A 16,838-nucleotide genomic window follows, 5' to 3' on the forward strand; every position below is an offset into this window, starting at 1 on the left:
CAGTTCTCTTTTATTTTTTACTTATTTCTGTAGGATTACTTCCCGAAGAGAGACAATTGAGAAGACCAAAGATGTTTTAAAAATAAAAATGGATAATAAACGGGCGGCATAACAAAAAAAGAAGGCATCCTTTTCAGACACCTTCCAAAAGAGAGCTTGCGGCACGAGGTGCAGCCTCGTTTGTTAGCTTACCGATAATCATCATTTGGATGTTTCACCTTTTCTCAGGGGGGGATGTCGATGCCGCCTTTTATAATAAGTTCTTGTTAAATAGCATGATACAAGCTGTTGGTGGGGTATGAACATGGTTAAGAAGCGTTAAATAACAAGCCCTTCGGGAACTTTTTGCAGTGATTCGACGTCTTATCTTTACGAGTGATAATTATAAATGAAAAGTAAAAGATGAAAAAAGCTATTTTGACACTTTTGATGGTTCCTGCTTTTGTCGGGATGTTGTTTTCTTGCTCTGAAGTCAAAACAGATGCAAAGAAGTTGGAAGGTAAATGGAATATTGTGGAAGTAAAAGGAGAAAAAATATTGAAAGAAGGTTTGCCCAATATGGAGTTTGATATGAAAGATAATAAAGTCCACGGTAATGCCGGATGTAATATCTTTAATTCGACTGTCGTGCTGGACGACCAGGATATTTCTTCCATCACGATCAATCCCGCAGCCACTACCATGATGGCTTGTCCGGATATGGAGACCGAAGATGCGATCCTGAAAGCTATGGGAGACGTGAAAGGCGTGAAAACCGGCCAGTCCGAAAATGAAATGCTGCTGGTCGATGCTAACGGTAATGTATTGATGGTTTTGTCAAAAAACTAATTGGACGGAAATGAAGAAGTACATTTATCTTTGCCTTGCTGCGTTGAGCATCGGTATCTTTGCTTCCTGTAAGGCGAAAAAGGGTGTGGAAGCGACTTTCTCCGACCTGGATGGCAGTTGGAATATTGTCGAGTTGAACGGCAAGGCGTTGAATCCTGCCGGGACGAACCAGGTCATCGAGTTCGACGTGGCCCGTCATTCCCTTTCCGGAAAGGCCGGATGCAACCGGATGATGGGACAGATCGAATACAGCGATTCCCACAAGAATATCATTAAATTCCCGCAGGTTGCGACAACGCGTATGGCTTGTCCGGATATGAGCGGTGAGCGTGAGTTGTTGCAGGCTTTGGATAAAGTCGTTCGCTTTGAAGCGGAAGGAGATGCGAAACCTGTCAATAAAATCGCTTTATATGGCACGGACAATACCAAACTGATGGTAATCGAAAAGAAGTAATTTCCATTGTGAAATGTTTGAAAGGCGGTTCCGGTTGACGGGCCGCCTTTTTTATTTCGGCCTGCAAGGGATGATCAGCGTGAAGCGGCTGCCTTTGCCCTCCTGGGAAGAGAGGGTGATCCGTCCGTTTAGGCGTTCGGCGATGGTTTGGCAGATCGATAGGCCCAGCCCGGTTCCCTGTGCAAATTCGTCCGCTTTGAAGAAACGTTCGAACACTTTCTTCTGGGCCTCTTCCGACATGCCTTTTCCGGTATCTTCGACGAAGATATGAACTTCTTTCTCCTCCTTCTTATAGACATATCCTAACAGGATGTGACCTTTGGTAGTGAACTTGACGGCATTGTTGATGAAGTTCGTAATCACCTGCGTAAACCGGAAACGGTCTACATGAATGACAAGTTCCGATTTCTGGAACTCTTTCAGGAAACGGATATTCGAAGGCATAAGCAGGTGATGCGTCTGGTAAATCTCTTCCAACAGCTCGTTCAGGGAACAATCGTCGAAAGTGAAAGACATCCGCCCCGACTCGATGCGCGAGAGTTCCAGAATATCGTTGATCAGTTTCAGCAGCAGATTACTGTTTTTGTTGATCGTATCGCGGAAAAGATCCTTTTCGTCATCGGTCAGATCCTTTTCGTCTTGCAGCAGGTTGGTGAAACCGACTATCGCATTTAACGGCGTGCGTATCTCATGGCTCATGTTGGCAAGGAACGCCGATTTCATCTTATTGGCTTCTTCAGCCCGCTCTTTTTCTTCGATCAACCGGAGTTGTACCTGCCTTTTCCGTTCGCTTTCGCGGCGGTACATGTAAACGAGGTGGAGGATGATATAGACGAACGCTATGACGAGCAGGATTCCGCCTGCAATAATATAGTTCCGGTAACGGACTTCCAACGGCATGTTATAGATGACGCTTCCCTGTGGCAGATCATCCAGCCGTATGTTGAAACGCTGCATTTCTTTCCAGTCGAAAGCAAATGTTTTGGGGCTTTCTACAATAGGAATCTCGCTTGGAGAAGTGCCTTTCAGGATGCGGGCGGCTGTTTTGGCTACACAATCCGCCTGGATTTGCAAGGTAGTGAAATAGCCTCCGGTGATCCCTTTGTTGTCGTTGAACCCGTTGTTAATGACCGTGAAGTTCGGCACGTTGGCCAGGCGTCCGACGGTCAGGACATTGAAATCGAGGATGATTTGCATGCAGGCGGTATAGGGTTTGTCTTCAAACACCCAAAGGAGTTGGCGGGCGGTCAGGTTTGCCGTCGAGGTCGTATATAAGGCGGAAGCGCCTTCTTTGCCCGGCTGGATTTCCGTGGAAGTCGTTTGGGGCCTTGTTTGATATAGCCCTTCGTAAACGGCTATTCCATGTCCCTGGATATTATCCATCAACGCTTCGAACGCTTTTCTGCCGATAAAATCTTTCGTCTTGAAGATCAGTATTTTTGACCTTCCGTATAGTTTTTCGATCAGTTGTATGTTTTTCAGGTATTCAGGCTTGTCCCAGTAGCCGGTGAAGTTGGGATGCTGTTCCAATAGTTCCCAGTTGGGGAAGTTGACACCTGAAAAGACAACAGGGACCGTCTTGCCGAGCGGATGGTTGCAGGCCATCAAGGTGTAGGTGGCCTGGTCGTCATTGGAAATGATGATGTCCGGTTTGAAACTTAAGGTGTCGAGGAAAGAATACATCAGGGCTTCTTCGTCTGCGGCAAAATAACGCTCGCAGTCCAGATAGAATGTATGGATGGTGGAGAATACCTGTTCTTCCTCCAGTTCCTCGTGCAACAGTTTGTCGAACTCGGAGTAGGCACTCAAACTCTGATTGTACGACTGTATGACAAGGACATTAAACAGATCCTTCCCCTTTTTATCGGAGGAACCCTTTGCTTCACGCGGAAAACAAAGGATCACAATTAATATCGTTATGTATAGATGTATTTTCAAGAAAAAAACACTTATCAATTGTACCTGTACTGTTTTGTAAAAAGCCTTCAAAGTTAACGATAATCGGGATATAATAAATATTTCTTTCTGATTTTCTTATATTCGTTTAATGCCGGTTGCCAACTTGCGCGTATTTCGTCCTCATTCAAGCCGCGGACAATCTGGAAACGCAACTCTTTTGTCCCGGCAAGCAGGTCGAACCATTGCGGGCGGGTGAAGAAAAAGGCCTGGTCGTTGCCGGCTTTATTATAGAAATCGAGGAGGAATTTCAGCGTCAACCCTCCGGTAAAGGGATATTCCCTCAAGTCTGTGCCGTAGCATTCCTTGTCCTTATGCAGCGGTTTCGTGTCGAAGCCGGGCAGCGAGGCGGGCGTAAAGGTGAAATCTCCGTATCTGGGGTCGGGTGCTCCCAGTATCTGGAACGGGTAATAGGTCCCGCGCCCAACACTGATATTGGTCCCTTCGAAGAAACAGAGCGAAGGATAGAGGCGGATCGACTGGTCGTTCGGCAGGTTGGGAGAGGGCTTTACCGGCAACCAGTACGGATCGCCGTGGCGCCAGTTTTCCATTTTGACGATATGCAGTTTGCAAGTGTCGGGCGTGCTTTTCAACCAGCCTTCCTTGTTGATCATCCAAGCCAGTTCGCCGACCGTCAGGCCGTGCAGAACGGGCAACGGGTCTACGCCGACAAACGATTCGAATCCTTTCTGGCGGACAGGGCCGTCGACGAAGTCGTTCGGGTTGGGGCGGTCGAGGACGATAAACTCGATACCGCTTTCGGCACAGGCTTCCATCACATAGTGCATGGTGCTGATGTAGGTATAGAAACGGGCTCCGACATCCTGAATGTCGAATACGACCACGTCCAGGCCGGCCAGTTGCTCGGCTGTCGGCTTCTTGTTTTTTCCGTATAGGGATATGATGGGAACTCCTGTTTTTACGTCACGGCTGTCTTTGATCTCTGCGCCTGCATCGGCTGTCCCGCGGAAACCGTGTTCGGGAGCGAACACCTTCTTTACGTCAACGCCTTCTTCCAGCAAGGCATCCAGCAAATGCTTCTGCTGCTTTTCGAGGATGGAGGTTTGGTTCACAACTAATCCGACCTGTTTGTCTTTCAACAGACGGGTAACGACGTCCATACGTTCGGCCCCCAATTTTAGAGGTTCTTTCCGGGGAGTGACGGCCTGGATTTCGGACATTAAGAACAGGCTTAACAGCCAGAAGGCACACCTGATAACTGTTCTCATAGACTCATTCCTTACTATTTGTTTCTGCAAAAGTAACGATTCTTTTTGTTTATTGCGTATCTTTGCCCCTCAATAAAGCGATTGAATGTTATGAACCCTTTAGATATTATTGCCAAATATTACCCGGCAGGCACGGAGGCGTACCGGATTTTGGTTATTCATAGTAGAAGTGTGGCGGATAAAGCTTTGGCTATAGCCCGGATGCATCCGGAGATGAATCTTGACCTTACCTTCATAGAAGAAGCAGCCATGCTGCACGATATCGGTATTTTCCGTTGTAATGCTCCCGACATCGATTGTCATGGGGATGCGGAGTATATTTGCCACGGTTATCTGGGGGCCGAACTGATGCGGGCGGAAGGCTATCCCCGCCATGCCCGTGTGTGCGAACGGCATACCGGAACGGGTATCACGCAGGCAATGATCGAAGAACGCGATCTGCCCCTTCCGCACCGGGACTTTATGCCTGAAACCCTGGAAGAACAACTGATTTGTTTCGCCGACAAGTTTTACAGCAAAACGAAACTGGACAAAGAAAAATCTGTCGAAAAGGTAAAACAAGGCCTCTCCAAGTACGGAAACGAAACTGTCGAACGGTTTGATAACTGGTGTAAACTCTTTTTAGGGGAATAAAAAGGGATTGGCTCGCTAAATTGTTATACATTTGCCCGCTGTAACACACTGCAAATAACGACGGAATGTTTTTGAAATACAAATGCCTGATTATTTTGTTGCTTTTCCTCACCGGAAACATGATGACTGAGGCGCAGGAACTTATTGCCCCGACCGATACCGTGATGGCTGTTGTGGGAGATACGATCGTACCCGCCGGACAGGATAGTGTGTTTGCGTTGGACAGCGTACCGAAGAAGCAGACCGGGTTGGACGCGCCGGTTTCCTACCAGGCGAAAGACTCCATCATCATGACGGGGGCGAACTGGGCTTATCTGTTCGGGGAAAGCGATGTGAAATATCAACAGATCGAACTCCAGTCCGAGAAAATCGAGATGAATATGGACAGTAGCCTGGTGTATGCTACCTTCGGCCTCGACTCGATCGGGGAAGAATTCGGCTATCCGCTTTTCAAAGATGGCGACCAGCAGTATGAATCCAAGACGATGCGCTATAATTTCGGTACGAAAAAAGGATACATCACGGATGTAATCACGCAACAAGGCGAAGGCTATGTGACAGCCGGACGTACCAAAAAGATGGACAACGATGTCCTGAATATGGTGGGGGGACGTTATACGACTTGCGACGAGCACGATCATCCCCACTTCTATATCCAGATGACGAAGGCGAAAGTCCGTCCGAAGAAGAATATCGTGACAGGGCCTGTCTATATGGTGTTCGAGGATGTCCCGCTTTATCCGATCGGCCTGCCTTTCTGTTTCTTCCCGTTTTCAAGTTCTTATTCTTCGGGTATTATCATGCCTACTTTCGGGGATGAAAGTTCGCGTGGTTTCTACCTGCGCGACGGAGGGTATTATTTTGCGTTGAGCGATTATATGGATCTGGCTCTGACAGGTGAAATCTATACGAAAGGTTCCTGGGGATTGTCGGCCCGTTCTTCTTACCGGAAGCGGTATAAGTTTTCGGGCAGCTTCAATGCTTCCTACCTGGTTACCCGCTTGGGCGACAAGGGGCTTCCCGACTATAGTTTGTCTAAGGACTTCAAGCTGAACTGGACACATTCGCAAGACCCGAAAGCCAATCCGTACCGGACTTTCTCGGCAAGTGTGAACTTTGCGACCAGCAGCTACGACCGTAACAACCTGAACAGTTTCTATCCGGGTTCGCAGGGGTTTGCGGATGCGAACCAGAATACCAAGGGGTCCAGTATCAGTATAACGCAGCGTTTCCCGAATAATCCGTTCAGCCTTTCGGCTACCATGAACGTGAACCAGCGTTCGAAAGACTCGACGATTTCGTTGACTTTGCCCGATATTACGATTACGATGAGCCGTATCTTCCCTTTCAAGCGGAAAAGTGCGGTTGGCAAAGAACGTTGGTATGAAAAGATTTCCATGAGTTACAACGGTTACCTGCGTAACAGCATCGATACGAAAGAAGACAAATTGTTCAAGTCGAGCCTGGTGAAGGACTGGCGGAATGCCATGCAGCACCAGATTCCGGTGAGTGCGACTTTCTCTTTGTTCAAGTATCTGAATATCTCGCCGTCGTTCAACTATACCGAACGTTGGTACACCAATAAAGTGGAAAAAGCATACGATATGCAGAAGAAGCAGGTGGTAGACCGGGATACGACTTATGGTTTCTACCGTGTATTCGATTACAGTACTTCGGTTTCGGCTTCCACTACTTTGTATGGTTTCTACAAGCCGCTACCGTTTTTGGGTGACAAGGTCAAGATGATCCGCCATCGTTTCGAACCTTCGGTAACCTTGAGCTATACGCCTGATTTCGGTGCTGCCAAATATGGCTTCTGGAAAGATCTCACCTATGAAGACCAGTATGGACAGGAACAGTATGTTTCCTATTCGCCTTTCGCATCTGGGATGTTCGGGACGTCTCCTAATGGAAAGTCCGGGAGTCTGAGTTTCCAGTTGGATAATAATATAGAGATGAAGATCAAGTCGGATCGCGATTCGACGGGAGAGCGCAAGATCAGTCTGATCGATAAGTTGTCGTTGGGTATGAGCTATAATATGGCGGCCGATTCGTTCAAATGGAGTGACCTGAGCGTCGGTTTGCGTATTAAGTTCTCCAAGAGCTATACTTTGAACCTGAACGGTGTCTTCGATACCTATACCTATGGCTACGATGAAGCGACGAAGACAGTCCGCCGGTTGGATATTCCGCGCTGGCAGGCAGGTAAAGGATTAGGCCGCTTGCGCCAGACCGGTACGAGTTTCTCTTATACCTTTAATAATGATACGTTCGGCAAATGGTTCGGCAAGAAAGGTAACAACGATGATTCCAACAATCCTCCGGCAGACCCCAATGCATCGAACGATCCGGAGTTCGAACAAATCTCTCCGGGAGAAGAAGGGGACCAACAGGGTAAAACGGAAGGTGGCCGTTTGCGTGGCGCCAAGAAAGATACGGGTGAATTCGATTCGTATGGTTATATGATCAATAAGGTGCCCTGGAGCCTTTCATTCAGCTATAGCATGCAATTGCGTTATGGAGACTTCGATCCGAGCAAGCTCGAATATAAGTACAAGTTGACACATGCGTTGAGCTTTAACGGTAATATCCAGCCGACGAAGAACTGGCGTTTTAACTTTAATGCCACCTATGACTTCGATACGCATAAGATATCATATATGACTTGTAACATAACCCGCGACCTGCATTGCTGGCAAATGACTGCCAGTTTTGTGCCGGTGGGGCCTTATAAGTCCTATACCTTTAATATCGCAGTAAGTTCGTCTTTGCTGAAAGACCTGAAATGGCGCCAGAGCAGCAACTATCGTGACGGACAGAAATGGGATTGATGAATCACCATTCGATAGGAGTTTGTCCGGTTGCGATCAGATAATCGTTTGCTTTGCTGAAATGCTTGTTCCCAAAGAATCCACGATAAGCGGAGAGGGGAGACGGGTGGGCCGATTTCAATACCAGGTTGCGGGAAGCGTTGATGAAGGCGCCTTTCCGCTGCGCATACGACCCCCACAGGATATAAACGATATGGTTACGCTCTTCTGCCAGGCGGTGGATCACGGCATCCGTGAATTCTTCCCAGCCTTTATTTTGGTGTGAACCGGCCTGGTGTGCACGAACAGTCAGGGTTGCGTTGAGAAGCAGGACGCCCTGGTCAGCCCAACGGAGCAGATTACCGGTCTGCGGAACGGGTTTGCCTAAATCGCTTTCGATTTCTTTGAAGATATTGACGAGTGACGGGGGAAAGGGTGTCCCGTCCTGGACGGAGAAACAGAGTCCGTGTGCCTGTCCGGGTTCATGATAGGGGTCCTGTCCGAGAATGACTACTTTGACCTTGTCGAACGGACAGTGTTCGAACGCACTGAAGATACAGGGACCGGGAGGATAGATGGTTCTTTGGCGGTATTCTTCCTTAACAAATGTGATCAGCCGGCTGAAATAATCTTTTTCAAACTCTGAACTTAATCGTTCTTTCCAGCTCTGTTCTATCTTGACGTCCATAATGGTAATTGAAAATTGAAAATTAGAAATTATCTTTGTCACGCGAATATCAGAAATAATTATCAATAATCCATCCTAATTTTCAATTTTCAATTCTTAATTTTCAATTAAATCAGGTACATGCCGGCAGCACGGGCTTCACGGCGCATTTCTTCCGGCCATATACTTGCCTGGATTTCCCCGATATGGGCTTTGCGGAGGTAAAACATACACAGGCGGCTCTGTCCGATACCTCCCCCGATACTTAGGGGCAGTTCGCTGTTCAACAGGCGTTTGTGGAAATATAGTTCTTTCTTTTCTTCCGCGTTGCAAATCTCCAGTTGGCGGAGCAAGGCTTCTTTATCTACACGAATACCCATGGAAGATAGTTCGAGCGAACGGTTAAGCACTTCGTCCCAGACGAGCAGATCGCCGTTTAATCCGACTTGTCCGTTTTCCGCAACTGTCGACCAGTCGTCGTAGTCCGGGGCGCGTCCGTCGTGTTTCTCTCCGTTGCTTAACTTGCAACCGATACCGATGATGAAAACAGCTCCGTATTCTTTTGTAATCGCATCTTCCCGTTCTTTCGGCGTGAAGGTCGGGTATTTTTGCAGTAAATCTTCGGAGTGTATGAAATGGATTTGCTGTGGTAGTGCCGGACGGATTTCTGGGAACATCTCATAGACCAGGTATTCAGTACGGACCATAGCTGCATAGATGCGGCGTACGATCTCTTTCAGAAAGTCCACATTCCGTTCTTCGGCTCCCATGACACGTTCCCAGTCCCACTGGTCGACATATAAAGAATGGAGGTTCCCCAACTCTTCGTCGGAACGGATAGCGTTCATATCGGTATAGATACCGTAACCTTTTTCGATTTGATAATCGGCAAGGGTAAGGCGTTTCCATTTGGCAAGCGAATGGACGATTTCTGCTTTCGCATCGTCCAAATCCTTGATCGGAAACGTGACAGCGCGTTCCGTACCGTTCAGGTCGTCATTGATTCCCATCCCTTTTAAAACGAACAATGGAGCTGTGACGCGCCGTAACCGTAATTCGGAAGACAGGTTTTGCTGGAAAAAGTCTTTGATCTTTTTGATACCCATCTCGGTCTGTGATAAGTTCAATAAAGCCTTATATCCTGCTGGTTTAATTAAGTAGCTCATATACTTGTTGTGCTTTATGTTTGTAAATAATGCGTGGCAAAGATACTAATTAATGGCAAAATAGCAATTGTGTGCCTTTTTTTATTTGCAAAATGGAAGTGATTGTCGTTAGGATGCTTGCAAAATATCAAAAATGATCTTTTTTTGCCCGTTCATTTGTTTTCCTGCAAGATTATATATACTTTTGCGCTGTCTTTGGCTGGGTAGCTTAGCTGAATAGAGCGTCAGATTCCGGTTCTGAAGGTCGTGGGTTTGAATCCCACCCTGGTCACAAAAGGATTTCCAAGTGTTGGAAGTCCTTTTTTTATGGGCCTGCGTGTAAACTTTTCTTTTTTATTTATGTTTTATAAATGAATAACTAATTTAAGAAAGAACAAAGATTATGTCAGTGGTTTATAAATTTCTTTTTCCTTCCAAGCCGGAAGGAAATGCGTTTTCCCTTTTTTTGTTAGCGTTGCGTATCCTTTTCGGAGTATTGCTGCTTTCGCATGGCATCCAGAAATGGACGAATTTTAGTGCCATGTCGGGATCTTTCCCGGACCCGTTGGGCGTAGGAAGTACGTTGTCGTTGGGGCTGGCTATTTTCGGGGAAGTATTTTGTTCCGTAGGTTTTATATTCGGGGCGTTTTATCGTTTGGCTATGATCCCGATGATCTTTACAATGGGAATGGCCTTTTTTGTGATACATGGGAATGATCCGTTTGCCGTGAAGGAATTGGCCTTTATTTATCTGGTGGTGTTTGTGCTGATGTATATAACAGGGCCTGGTAAATTTTCTATCGATCATATCATATCCTTTGCATTATCGAAAAAGAAACGATGAGGTTATATACTTGCATACGAAAGGAAACAAAAAAGGCGGGAATTGCTATTCCTGCCTTTTTTGTTGTGTTAGCCTTCTCTTAAAAAATAGTGGGAGAATAAGGTGTTTTTTTTGTGTTGGTTGGGAAAATAAAAAAAGCAACCATGCTAATCATGATTGCTCTTAAAAAGAGGTGGGCGTTGACGGATTCGAACCGCCGACCCTCTGCTTGTAAGGCAGATGCTCTGAACCAGCTGAGCTAAACGCCCGAATGTGAAATCATTTTGGTAATGAGTGGGCGTTGACGGATTCGAACCGCCGACCCTCTGCTTGTAAGGCAGATGCTCTGAACCAGCTGAGCTAAACGCCCAAAGTGAAATCAATTCGTTATGAAAGGTGGGCGTTGACGGATTCGAACCGCCGACCCTCTGCTTGTAAGGCAGATGCTCTGAACCAGCTGAGCTAAACGCCCTTTCATTTATTCATTAAGTTTGATACGCTCTATCTCTCTAAAGCGCTGCAAAGATACGGCTTTTTTTATTACCTCCAAATATTTTTGAGAAAAAGTAGAAAAAAACTTCATCTCTGCCTATATGTATTAAGATTTATAGTAACTTTGCAGCTCTATATTAATAATGTATATGATATTTTCGACACTGACAGCAATTTCGCCTGTAGACGGGCGATACAGAAATAAAGCCGAGAACCTGGCGGCTTACTTTTCAGAGTATGCGCTCATTAAATACAGAGTGCAGGTTGAGATCGAGTATTTTATTACTCTGTCTGAATTCTTACCGCAGCTTCGCGCGTTGGCGACTGTGGAGAATAAAGAGGCTTTGCGGAAAATTTACCGCGAGTTTTCGGTTGAGGACGCTACCCGTATTAAAGAGATCGAGGGTGTGACCAATCATGATGTAAAGGCTGTTGAATATTTTATAAAAGAAAAATTCGATTTGTTGTCTTTGCAGGAATACAAGGAATTTATCCATTTCGGATTGACTTCCCAGGATATTAACAATACATCTGTTCCATTGTCTATCAAGGATGCGCTGAATGAAGTGTATTTCCCCGGTTTGCAGGAAGTGATCGACATATTGAAGAAATATGCCGAAGACTGGGCGGATGTTCCCATGTTGGCCAAAACACATGGACAGCCGGCTTCTCCTACCCGTTTGGGAAAAGAAGTGATGGTGTTTATTTACCGTTTGGAACAGCAGGTGAAGCTGTTGAAAGCGACTCCTGTTTCCGCTAAGTTTGGTGGAGCAACCGGTAATTTCAATGCGCACCATGTGGCTTATCCGGATTATGACTGGAAAGCTTTTGGAAATAAGTTTGTGAATGAAGTGTTGGGACTGAGCCGTGAGGAATGGACGACACAGATTTCCAACTATGATAACATGGCTGCTATTTTTGACGGGATGAAACGTATCGATACGATCCTGATCGATTTGTGCCGTGATTTCTGGCAGTATGTTTCCATGGAGTATTTTAAACAGAAGATCAAAGCCGGTGAGGTAGGTTCTTCTGCTATGCCGCACAAGGTGAATCCGATCGACTTTGAAAATGCGGAAGGTAATTTGGGAATGGCAAACGCTATCCTGACACACTTGGCTGCCAAGTTGCCGATTTCACGTTTGCAGCGTGACCTGACAGACTCTACAGTCCTTCGTAATGTTGGCGTACCGATGGCTCATATCGAAATCGCATTCAAAAGTTTAACAAAAGGGCTGGGTAAATTGTTATTAAACGAAAAAGCATTGTATCGGGATTTGGATAACTGCTGGGCTGTAGTGGCCGAAGGAATTCAGACTATTCTTCGTCGTGAAGGATATCCGAAACCTTATGAAGCATTGAAAGCCTTGACCCGTACGAATGAAGGTATCACTGCCGGATCGATCAGTAATTTTATTGACACGTTGCAAGTCAGTGATGCTGTTAAAGCTGAATTAAAGGCGATAACGCCGCATAATTATACAGGTATTTAGTGAGAAACAATGGGTAGCCGTGAGGTTACCAAGTAGTTAATTATCATTTAATTTACATCAAATGAGCACAGAAGAAAGAGATGAATCTCAACCGCGTCCAAGAAAGGTGATACCAAGTATCAGACGGGAAAACACAGACCAGGATTCTGAAAGAAGACCTTACAATCAAGGTTATAACAGACCTGAAGGAAACAACTATGAACGGAGACCATATAACCGTCCTAACCGGGATGACCGCGGAGGTTATAATTCTTATGGGGATAACCGCTCTTATGGAGACAGACCGAGTCGCCCACGTACGTATGATAACCGTGATGGCGGTTACAATAAACCGTATAACCGCGATAATGGTGGAAACCGTAGCTATGGTAACTCTAATCGTGAAGGTGGCTATAACAGCAGACCTTCTTATGGTAACAATCGTTCTTATGGCAACAACGATCGTTCTTATGGTAGCAGCGATCGCCCTTCTTACGGCAATGATCGTTCTTATGGGAACGATCGTCCGTACAATCGTCCGTCTCGCCCGAACTATGAAGACAGAGGAAAGGCTTATTCTGCCACTCCGTCCGGCGATGGTGCTTCGGGTGATGGTGTAAAGAAAAGAAGACCGCGTGTTGGTGATACCCGTGTAAGTTCGTCTTACGACAACCGCGATAATCGTGGTGGCAGACCTTCATACGGTAATAACAACAACCGTTATGGAAACAGTGGCGGCGGACGTGGCGGGTACAACAACAACAGACGTCCGAACAATAATCGCCGTACCGGTGATTACAATCCGAATGCCAAGTATAACTTCCAGAAGCAGTTGAAGTATAAGGAAGTGCTGGCTGATCCGAACGAACCGATCCGTTTGAATAAGTTCTTGTCCAATGCTGGTGTTTGTTCGCGTCGCGAGGCTGATGAATTTATCCAGGCAGGTGTTGTCCAGGTAAATGATCAGGTTGTAACTGAATTGGGAACGAAGATTACCCGTCAGGACAAGGTGTTGTTCAAAGACCAACCGGTTCAGATCGAAAGTAAAGTGTATATCGTTCTGAATAAGCCGAAGAACTGTGTGACAACTTCCGACGATCCTCAGGAACGTCTGACTGTTATGGATTTGGTAAAGAACGCCTGCCAGGAACGTATTTATCCGGTAGGGCGTCTGGACCGTAACACGACAGGTGTACTGCTTCTGACTAACGATGGTGATCTGGCTTCCAAGCTGACACATCCTTCTTTCAAGAAGAAAAAGATCTACCATGTGTGGTTGGATAAGAACGTATCTATCGAAGATATGGAAAAGATCGCTAACGGGCTTGAGCTTGAAGACGGAGAAATCCATGCTGATGCTATCAGTTATGCAAGCGAAGACGATAAGAGCCAGGTCGGTATCGAAATTCACTCAGGACGTAACCGTATCGTTCGTCGCATTTTCGAATCACTGGGCTATCATGTGGTTAAACTGGATCGTGTATATTTTGCCGGTCTCACAAAAAAGAACCTGGGACGTGGAAAGTGGCGTTATCTGAACGAACGTGAGGTGAACGCGCTCCGCATGGGTGCTTTTGAATAATATAGAGTTTAGCCGGTCGGAAAAGCCGGCTAACTTGTTTTGATTACCTAAGAATAAAAATATAAACATGGAAGCAATTAAAAGAACAAAGGTTGTAGACGTGCTGAAAAGCGATGCTTTCGGTACGACCGTTAACGTGAAGGGCTGGGTGCGTACCCGCCGTGGTAGTAAACAGGTTAGTTTCATAGCCCTGAATGACGGTTCTACAATAAATAATGTTCAGATCGTTGTAGACGTGGATAAGCTGGGCGAAGAATTTCTGAAGCCGATAACAACAGGTGCCAGTATCAGTGTAAACGGTACGTTGGTGCAGTCACAGGGCAAAGGCCAGAATGTGGAGATCCAGGCTACTGAAATAGAAATTTACGGTTCTGCCGATCCGAATACTTATCCTTTGCAGAAGAAAGGTCATTCGATGGAATTCCTGCGTGAGATCGCTCATCTCCGTCCACGTACGAATACATTCGGTGCAGTGTTCCGTATTCGTCATAACATGGCTTATGCCATTCATAAATTTTTCCATGACAGAGGGTTCTTCTATTTCCATACACCGCTGATTACAGCTTCTGACTGTGAAGGTGCAGGCCAGATGTTCCAGGTGACAACCATGAACCTGTACGATCTGAAGAAGGATGAAAACGGATCTATCATTTATGAAAATGATTTCTTTGGCAAACAGGCGAGCCTGACTGTTTCCGGACAGTTGGAAGGTGAATTGGCCGCTACGGCTTTGGGACAGATTTATACATTCGGCCCGACTTTCCGTGCGGAAAACTCCAATACTCCGCGTCACTTGGCCGAGTTCTGGATGATCGAACCGGAAGTGGCTTTCAATGATATCCTGGACAATATGCAGTTGGCGGAAGAGTTCATCAAGTATTGTGTACAATGGGCTTTGGACAACTGCATGGACGATATCAAATTTTTGAACGATATGTTCGATAAAGGTTTGATCGAACGTTTGCAGGGAGTGCTGAAAGACGATTTCGTCCGTTTGTCTTATACGGAAGGAATCAAGATCCTGGAAGAGGCTGTTGCTAATGGCCATACGTTTGAATTCCCGGTATATTGGGGTGTCGACCTGGCTTCAGAACATGAACGTTTCCTGGTTGAGGACCATTTTAAACGTCCGGTAATCCTGACTGACTATCCGAAAGAGATCAAAGCTTTCTATATGAAGCAGAATGAAGATGGCAAGACTGTTCGTGCCATGGATGTATTGTTCCCGAAAATCGGTGAAATTATCGGTGGTTCCGAGCGTGAAGCCGACTATGACAAACTGTTGAACCGCATCCATGAAATGGATATTCCGATGAAGGATATGTGGTGGTATTTGGATACTCGCCGCTTCGGTACAGTTCCTCATTCAGGTTTTGGTTTGGGCTTTGAACGTTTGCTGTTGTTTGTGACAGGTATGACAAACATTCGCGACGTGATTCCTTTCCCGCGTACACCGAAGAATGCAGATTTCTAATTTCGCATAGAATTAAAAAAACTCCGCATAGTCTTGAATGTTCTATGCGGAGTTTTTTATTTAATCTTCATCTTCCAGGTCGATTGGAATTTGCCGTTTGAATGCTTCCTTGAAAGAGATCAGCGATTCGGTTCGGGCAAGGCCTAACGGTTGCAATTTATTATGGATAATGTTTAATAAATGCTGATTATTCTTCGCATATATCTTTATAAACAAGTCATATTGTCCTGTCGTGTAATGACATTCAACCACTTCCGGGATTTCTTTCAGAGCTTCCGTCACTGATGGAAACTGTCCGGGAGATTTGAGGAACAGACCCATGTATGCACAAGTCTCATAGCCTACTTTTGTATTGTCGACGATGAATTCGGACCCTTTGATTACGCCCAGGTTGGTAAGTTTTTGTATGCGCTGGTGTATTGCTGCACCCGATACATTACACTCCCGTGCGACTTCGAGGAAAGGCATACGGGCATTGCCTATGATTAGTTTTAATATCTTCTCGTCAAGTTCATCCAGTTGATGGTGTGCCATAATTTATGTATATTTGTATATCAGTATAATCAGTTCTTACAATCTTAATACAAATATAAATAATCTCTAATGATTAACCCCTATTTTTTAGTGGAATATTTTAGTTTGTAAGTTCCTTTAGTAATAATAATCTTCAATTTTATAGTTTTATGAGTTTACGATCAATAGTAGTATGTAGGTCTGTAAAAGATTTTTCTGATCCGGTATTGGACCTGATAGAGAAAACATACACGGAATCTTTTCCGGAAGTGGAACGCCGTGACTTTTCGCTTGTTCGCAATTTGGTTAGAGACGAACCTCGGTTTATTGTGTATGCTTTATCAAAGGAAGACCGGTATGTCGGCTTCATCACCGGTTGGCTTTTTGATGGCTATACCTATGCAGAGCATTTTGCAATCGATCCGGCGGCCCGTAATGGAGGAATAGGAGCCGAGGCTATGAAGCAATTTCTGGCCTTCTGCGGAACTCCGGTTGTTTTAGAGGTGGAAATGCCTGCCGATGAGATGAGCAAGCGCAGGATTGGTTTCTATGAGCGTTTGGGCTTTAAACTCGACGGGCATGTTTATCACCAGCCTCCTTACCGAAGTGGTGGAGAATGGCTGGAGATGCGGCTTATGACGTATGGCGATGTTGATCTGGAGCATTCTTTCGAGCAGGTGAAGAATTGCCTGCACAAGAATGTATATGGAGTAAAAGGGATCTGATCATAACTGAAAGGCAATAAAAAAGGCGGGGTTTA

Annotated in this window: 14 protein-coding genes and 4 tRNA genes; 10 read left to right on the plus strand and 8 right to left on the minus strand. The window is 45.8% G+C overall.

Annotated features, from left to right (window positions below; translation table 11 throughout):
- Positions 1-402: 402 nt before the first annotated feature.
- Both H8S65_RS11000 and H8S65_RS11005 read left to right on the plus strand, forming a co-directional pair.
- On the plus strand, positions 403-828 hold the full coding sequence (locus H8S65_RS11000) for an META domain-containing protein (RefSeq protein WP_186930030.1): 426 nt from the start codon (positions 403-405) through the stop codon (positions 826-828).
- Between the two features lie 10 nt (positions 829-838).
- Entirely contained in the window at positions 839-1,282 is a 444-nt protein-coding gene (locus H8S65_RS11005) for an META domain-containing protein (protein ID WP_186930031.1), read from the plus strand.
- Between the two features lie 51 nt (positions 1,283-1,333).
- Here H8S65_RS11005 and H8S65_RS11010 read toward each other — a convergent pair whose 3' ends face one another.
- Together H8S65_RS11010 and H8S65_RS11015 are read right to left on the minus strand one after the other, a co-directional pair.
- On the minus strand, positions 1,334-3,220 hold the full coding sequence (locus H8S65_RS11010; protein ID WP_255489175.1) for a sensor histidine kinase: 1,887 nt from the start codon (positions 3,218-3,220) through the stop codon (positions 1,334-1,336).
- Positions 3,221-3,273: 53 nt separating this feature from the next.
- A complete protein-coding gene (locus H8S65_RS11015) occupies positions 3,274-4,419 on the minus strand; it encodes an exo-beta-N-acetylmuramidase NamZ family protein (RefSeq protein ID WP_374046331.1) in 1,146 nt (381 codons plus the stop codon).
- 138 nt (positions 4,420-4,557) lie between these two features.
- Between H8S65_RS11015 and H8S65_RS11020 the strand changes: the two genes are divergently transcribed.
- A complete protein-coding gene (locus tag H8S65_RS11020) occupies positions 4,558-5,100 on the plus strand; it encodes an HD domain-containing protein (protein WP_186930034.1) in 543 nt (180 codons plus the stop codon).
- Positions 5,101-5,165: 65 nt separating this feature from the next.
- Positions 5,166-7,931, plus strand: coding sequence for a putative LPS assembly protein LptD (locus tag H8S65_RS11025; protein ID WP_186930035.1), 2,766 nt, complete (start codon positions 5,166-5,168; stop codon positions 7,929-7,931).
- Positions 7,932-7,935: 4 nt separating this feature from the next.
- Here H8S65_RS11025 and ung read toward each other — a convergent pair whose 3' ends face one another.
- Positions 7,936-8,598 carry a uracil-DNA glycosylase gene (gene ung, locus H8S65_RS11030; protein WP_186930036.1) on the minus strand — a complete coding sequence of 221 codons (663 nt, stop codon included), beginning with the start codon at positions 8,596-8,598 and terminating at the stop codon, positions 7,936-7,938.
- Between the two features lie 107 nt (positions 8,599-8,705).
- Positions 8,706-9,743 (minus strand): aspartate--ammonia ligase, encoded by a 1,038-nt coding sequence (gene asnA, locus H8S65_RS11035; RefSeq protein WP_186930037.1) that lies wholly within the window; start codon positions 9,741-9,743, stop codon positions 8,706-8,708.
- A 197-nt stretch (positions 9,744-9,940) separates the two neighbouring features.
- Here asnA and H8S65_RS11040 point away from each other — a divergent pair.
- Positions 9,941-10,014: transfer RNA gene (locus H8S65_RS11040), tRNA-Arg, on the plus strand.
- Positions 10,015-10,125: 111 nt separating this feature from the next.
- Positions 10,126-10,566: a DoxX family protein gene (locus tag H8S65_RS11045; protein ID WP_186930038.1), complete on the plus strand. Its 441-nt coding sequence runs from the start codon at positions 10,126-10,128 to the stop codon at positions 10,564-10,566.
- A 173-nt stretch (positions 10,567-10,739) separates the two neighbouring features.
- Here H8S65_RS11045 and H8S65_RS11050 read toward each other — a convergent pair.
- From H8S65_RS11050 to H8S65_RS11060, 3 genes are all read right to left on the minus strand, one after another.
- Positions 10,740-10,814 (minus strand) — tRNA-Val (locus H8S65_RS11050).
- Between the two features lie 26 nt (positions 10,815-10,840).
- Positions 10,841-10,915: transfer RNA gene (locus H8S65_RS11055), tRNA-Val, on the minus strand.
- A 27-nt stretch (positions 10,916-10,942) separates the two neighbouring features.
- Positions 10,943-11,017, minus strand: a tRNA-Val gene (locus H8S65_RS11060).
- Positions 11,018-11,186: 169 nt separating this feature from the next.
- Between H8S65_RS11060 and purB the strand changes: the two genes are divergently transcribed.
- The 3 genes from purB (at position 11,187) to asnS (ending at position 15,565) form a co-directional block, all read left to right on the plus strand.
- Positions 11,187-12,530, plus strand: a complete 1,344-nt coding sequence (purB, locus tag H8S65_RS11065) for an adenylosuccinate lyase (RefSeq protein ID WP_186930039.1) — start codon at positions 11,187-11,189, stop codon at positions 12,528-12,530.
- A 61-nt stretch (positions 12,531-12,591) separates the two neighbouring features.
- Positions 12,592-14,091, plus strand: coding sequence for a pseudouridine synthase (locus tag H8S65_RS11070; RefSeq protein WP_186930040.1), 1,500 nt, complete (start codon positions 12,592-12,594; stop codon positions 14,089-14,091).
- Positions 14,092-14,158: 67 nt separating this feature from the next.
- Complete coding sequence (gene asnS, locus H8S65_RS11075) at positions 14,159-15,565, plus strand: asparagine--tRNA ligase (RefSeq protein ID WP_186930041.1); 1,407 nt, start codon at positions 14,159-14,161, stop codon at positions 15,563-15,565.
- A gap of 60 nt (positions 15,566-15,625) precedes the next feature.
- Here asnS and H8S65_RS11080 read toward each other — a convergent pair whose 3' ends face one another.
- Positions 15,626-16,099, minus strand: coding sequence for an Lrp/AsnC family transcriptional regulator (locus tag H8S65_RS11080; RefSeq protein ID WP_186930042.1), 474 nt, complete (start codon positions 16,097-16,099; stop codon positions 15,626-15,628).
- 149 nt (positions 16,100-16,248) lie between these two features.
- Between H8S65_RS11080 and H8S65_RS11085 the strand changes: the two genes are divergently transcribed.
- On the plus strand, positions 16,249-16,803 hold the full coding sequence (locus tag H8S65_RS11085; protein ID WP_186930043.1) for a GNAT family N-acetyltransferase: 555 nt from the start codon (positions 16,249-16,251) through the stop codon (positions 16,801-16,803).
- Positions 16,804-16,838: the final 35 nt, after the last annotated feature.

It is taken from the genome of Parabacteroides hominis, from assembly GCF_014287585.1.
In the GTDB taxonomy this organism is placed as follows: Bacteria; Bacteroidota; Bacteroidia; order Bacteroidales; family Tannerellaceae; genus Parabacteroides; species Parabacteroides hominis.

Excerpts from the sequence above, each read along its gene's own strand:
- H8S65_RS11015 (WP_374046331.1), bottom strand. The coding sequence starts at position 4,419 with ATGTCCGAAATCCAGGCCGTCACTCCCCGGAAAGAACCTCTAAAATTG.
- H8S65_RS11070 (WP_186930040.1), top strand. The coding sequence starts at position 12,592 with ATGAGCACAGAAGAAAGAGATGAATCTCAACCGCGTCCAAGAAAGGTG.
- H8S65_RS11085 (WP_186930043.1), top strand. The coding sequence starts at position 16,249 with ATGAGTTTACGATCAATAGTAGTATGTAGGTCTGTAAAAGATTTTTCT.
- H8S65_RS11025 (WP_186930035.1), top strand. The coding sequence starts at position 5,166 with ATGTTTTTGAAATACAAATGCCTGATTATTTTGTTGCTTTTCCTCACC.
- H8S65_RS11045 (WP_186930038.1), top strand. The coding sequence starts at position 10,126 with ATGTCAGTGGTTTATAAATTTCTTTTTCCTTCCAAGCCGGAAGGAAAT.
- asnS (WP_186930041.1), top strand. The coding sequence starts at position 14,159 with ATGGAAGCAATTAAAAGAACAAAGGTTGTAGACGTGCTGAAAAGCGAT.
- H8S65_RS11080 (WP_186930042.1), bottom strand. The coding sequence starts at position 16,099 with ATGGCACACCATCAACTGGATGAACTTGACGAGAAGATATTAAAACTA.
- H8S65_RS11020 (WP_186930034.1), top strand. The coding sequence starts at position 4,558 with ATGAACCCTTTAGATATTATTGCCAAATATTACCCGGCAGGCACGGAG.
- purB (WP_186930039.1), top strand. The coding sequence starts at position 11,187 with ATGATATTTTCGACACTGACAGCAATTTCGCCTGTAGACGGGCGATAC.
- H8S65_RS11000 (WP_186930030.1), top strand. The coding sequence starts at position 403 with ATGAAAAAAGCTATTTTGACACTTTTGATGGTTCCTGCTTTTGTCGGG.
- ung (WP_186930036.1), bottom strand. The coding sequence starts at position 8,598 with ATGGACGTCAAGATAGAACAGAGCTGGAAAGAACGATTAAGTTCAGAG.
- H8S65_RS11005 (WP_186930031.1), top strand. The coding sequence starts at position 839 with ATGAAGAAGTACATTTATCTTTGCCTTGCTGCGTTGAGCATCGGTATC.
- asnA (WP_186930037.1), bottom strand. The coding sequence starts at position 9,743 with ATGAGCTACTTAATTAAACCAGCAGGATATAAGGCTTTATTGAACTTA.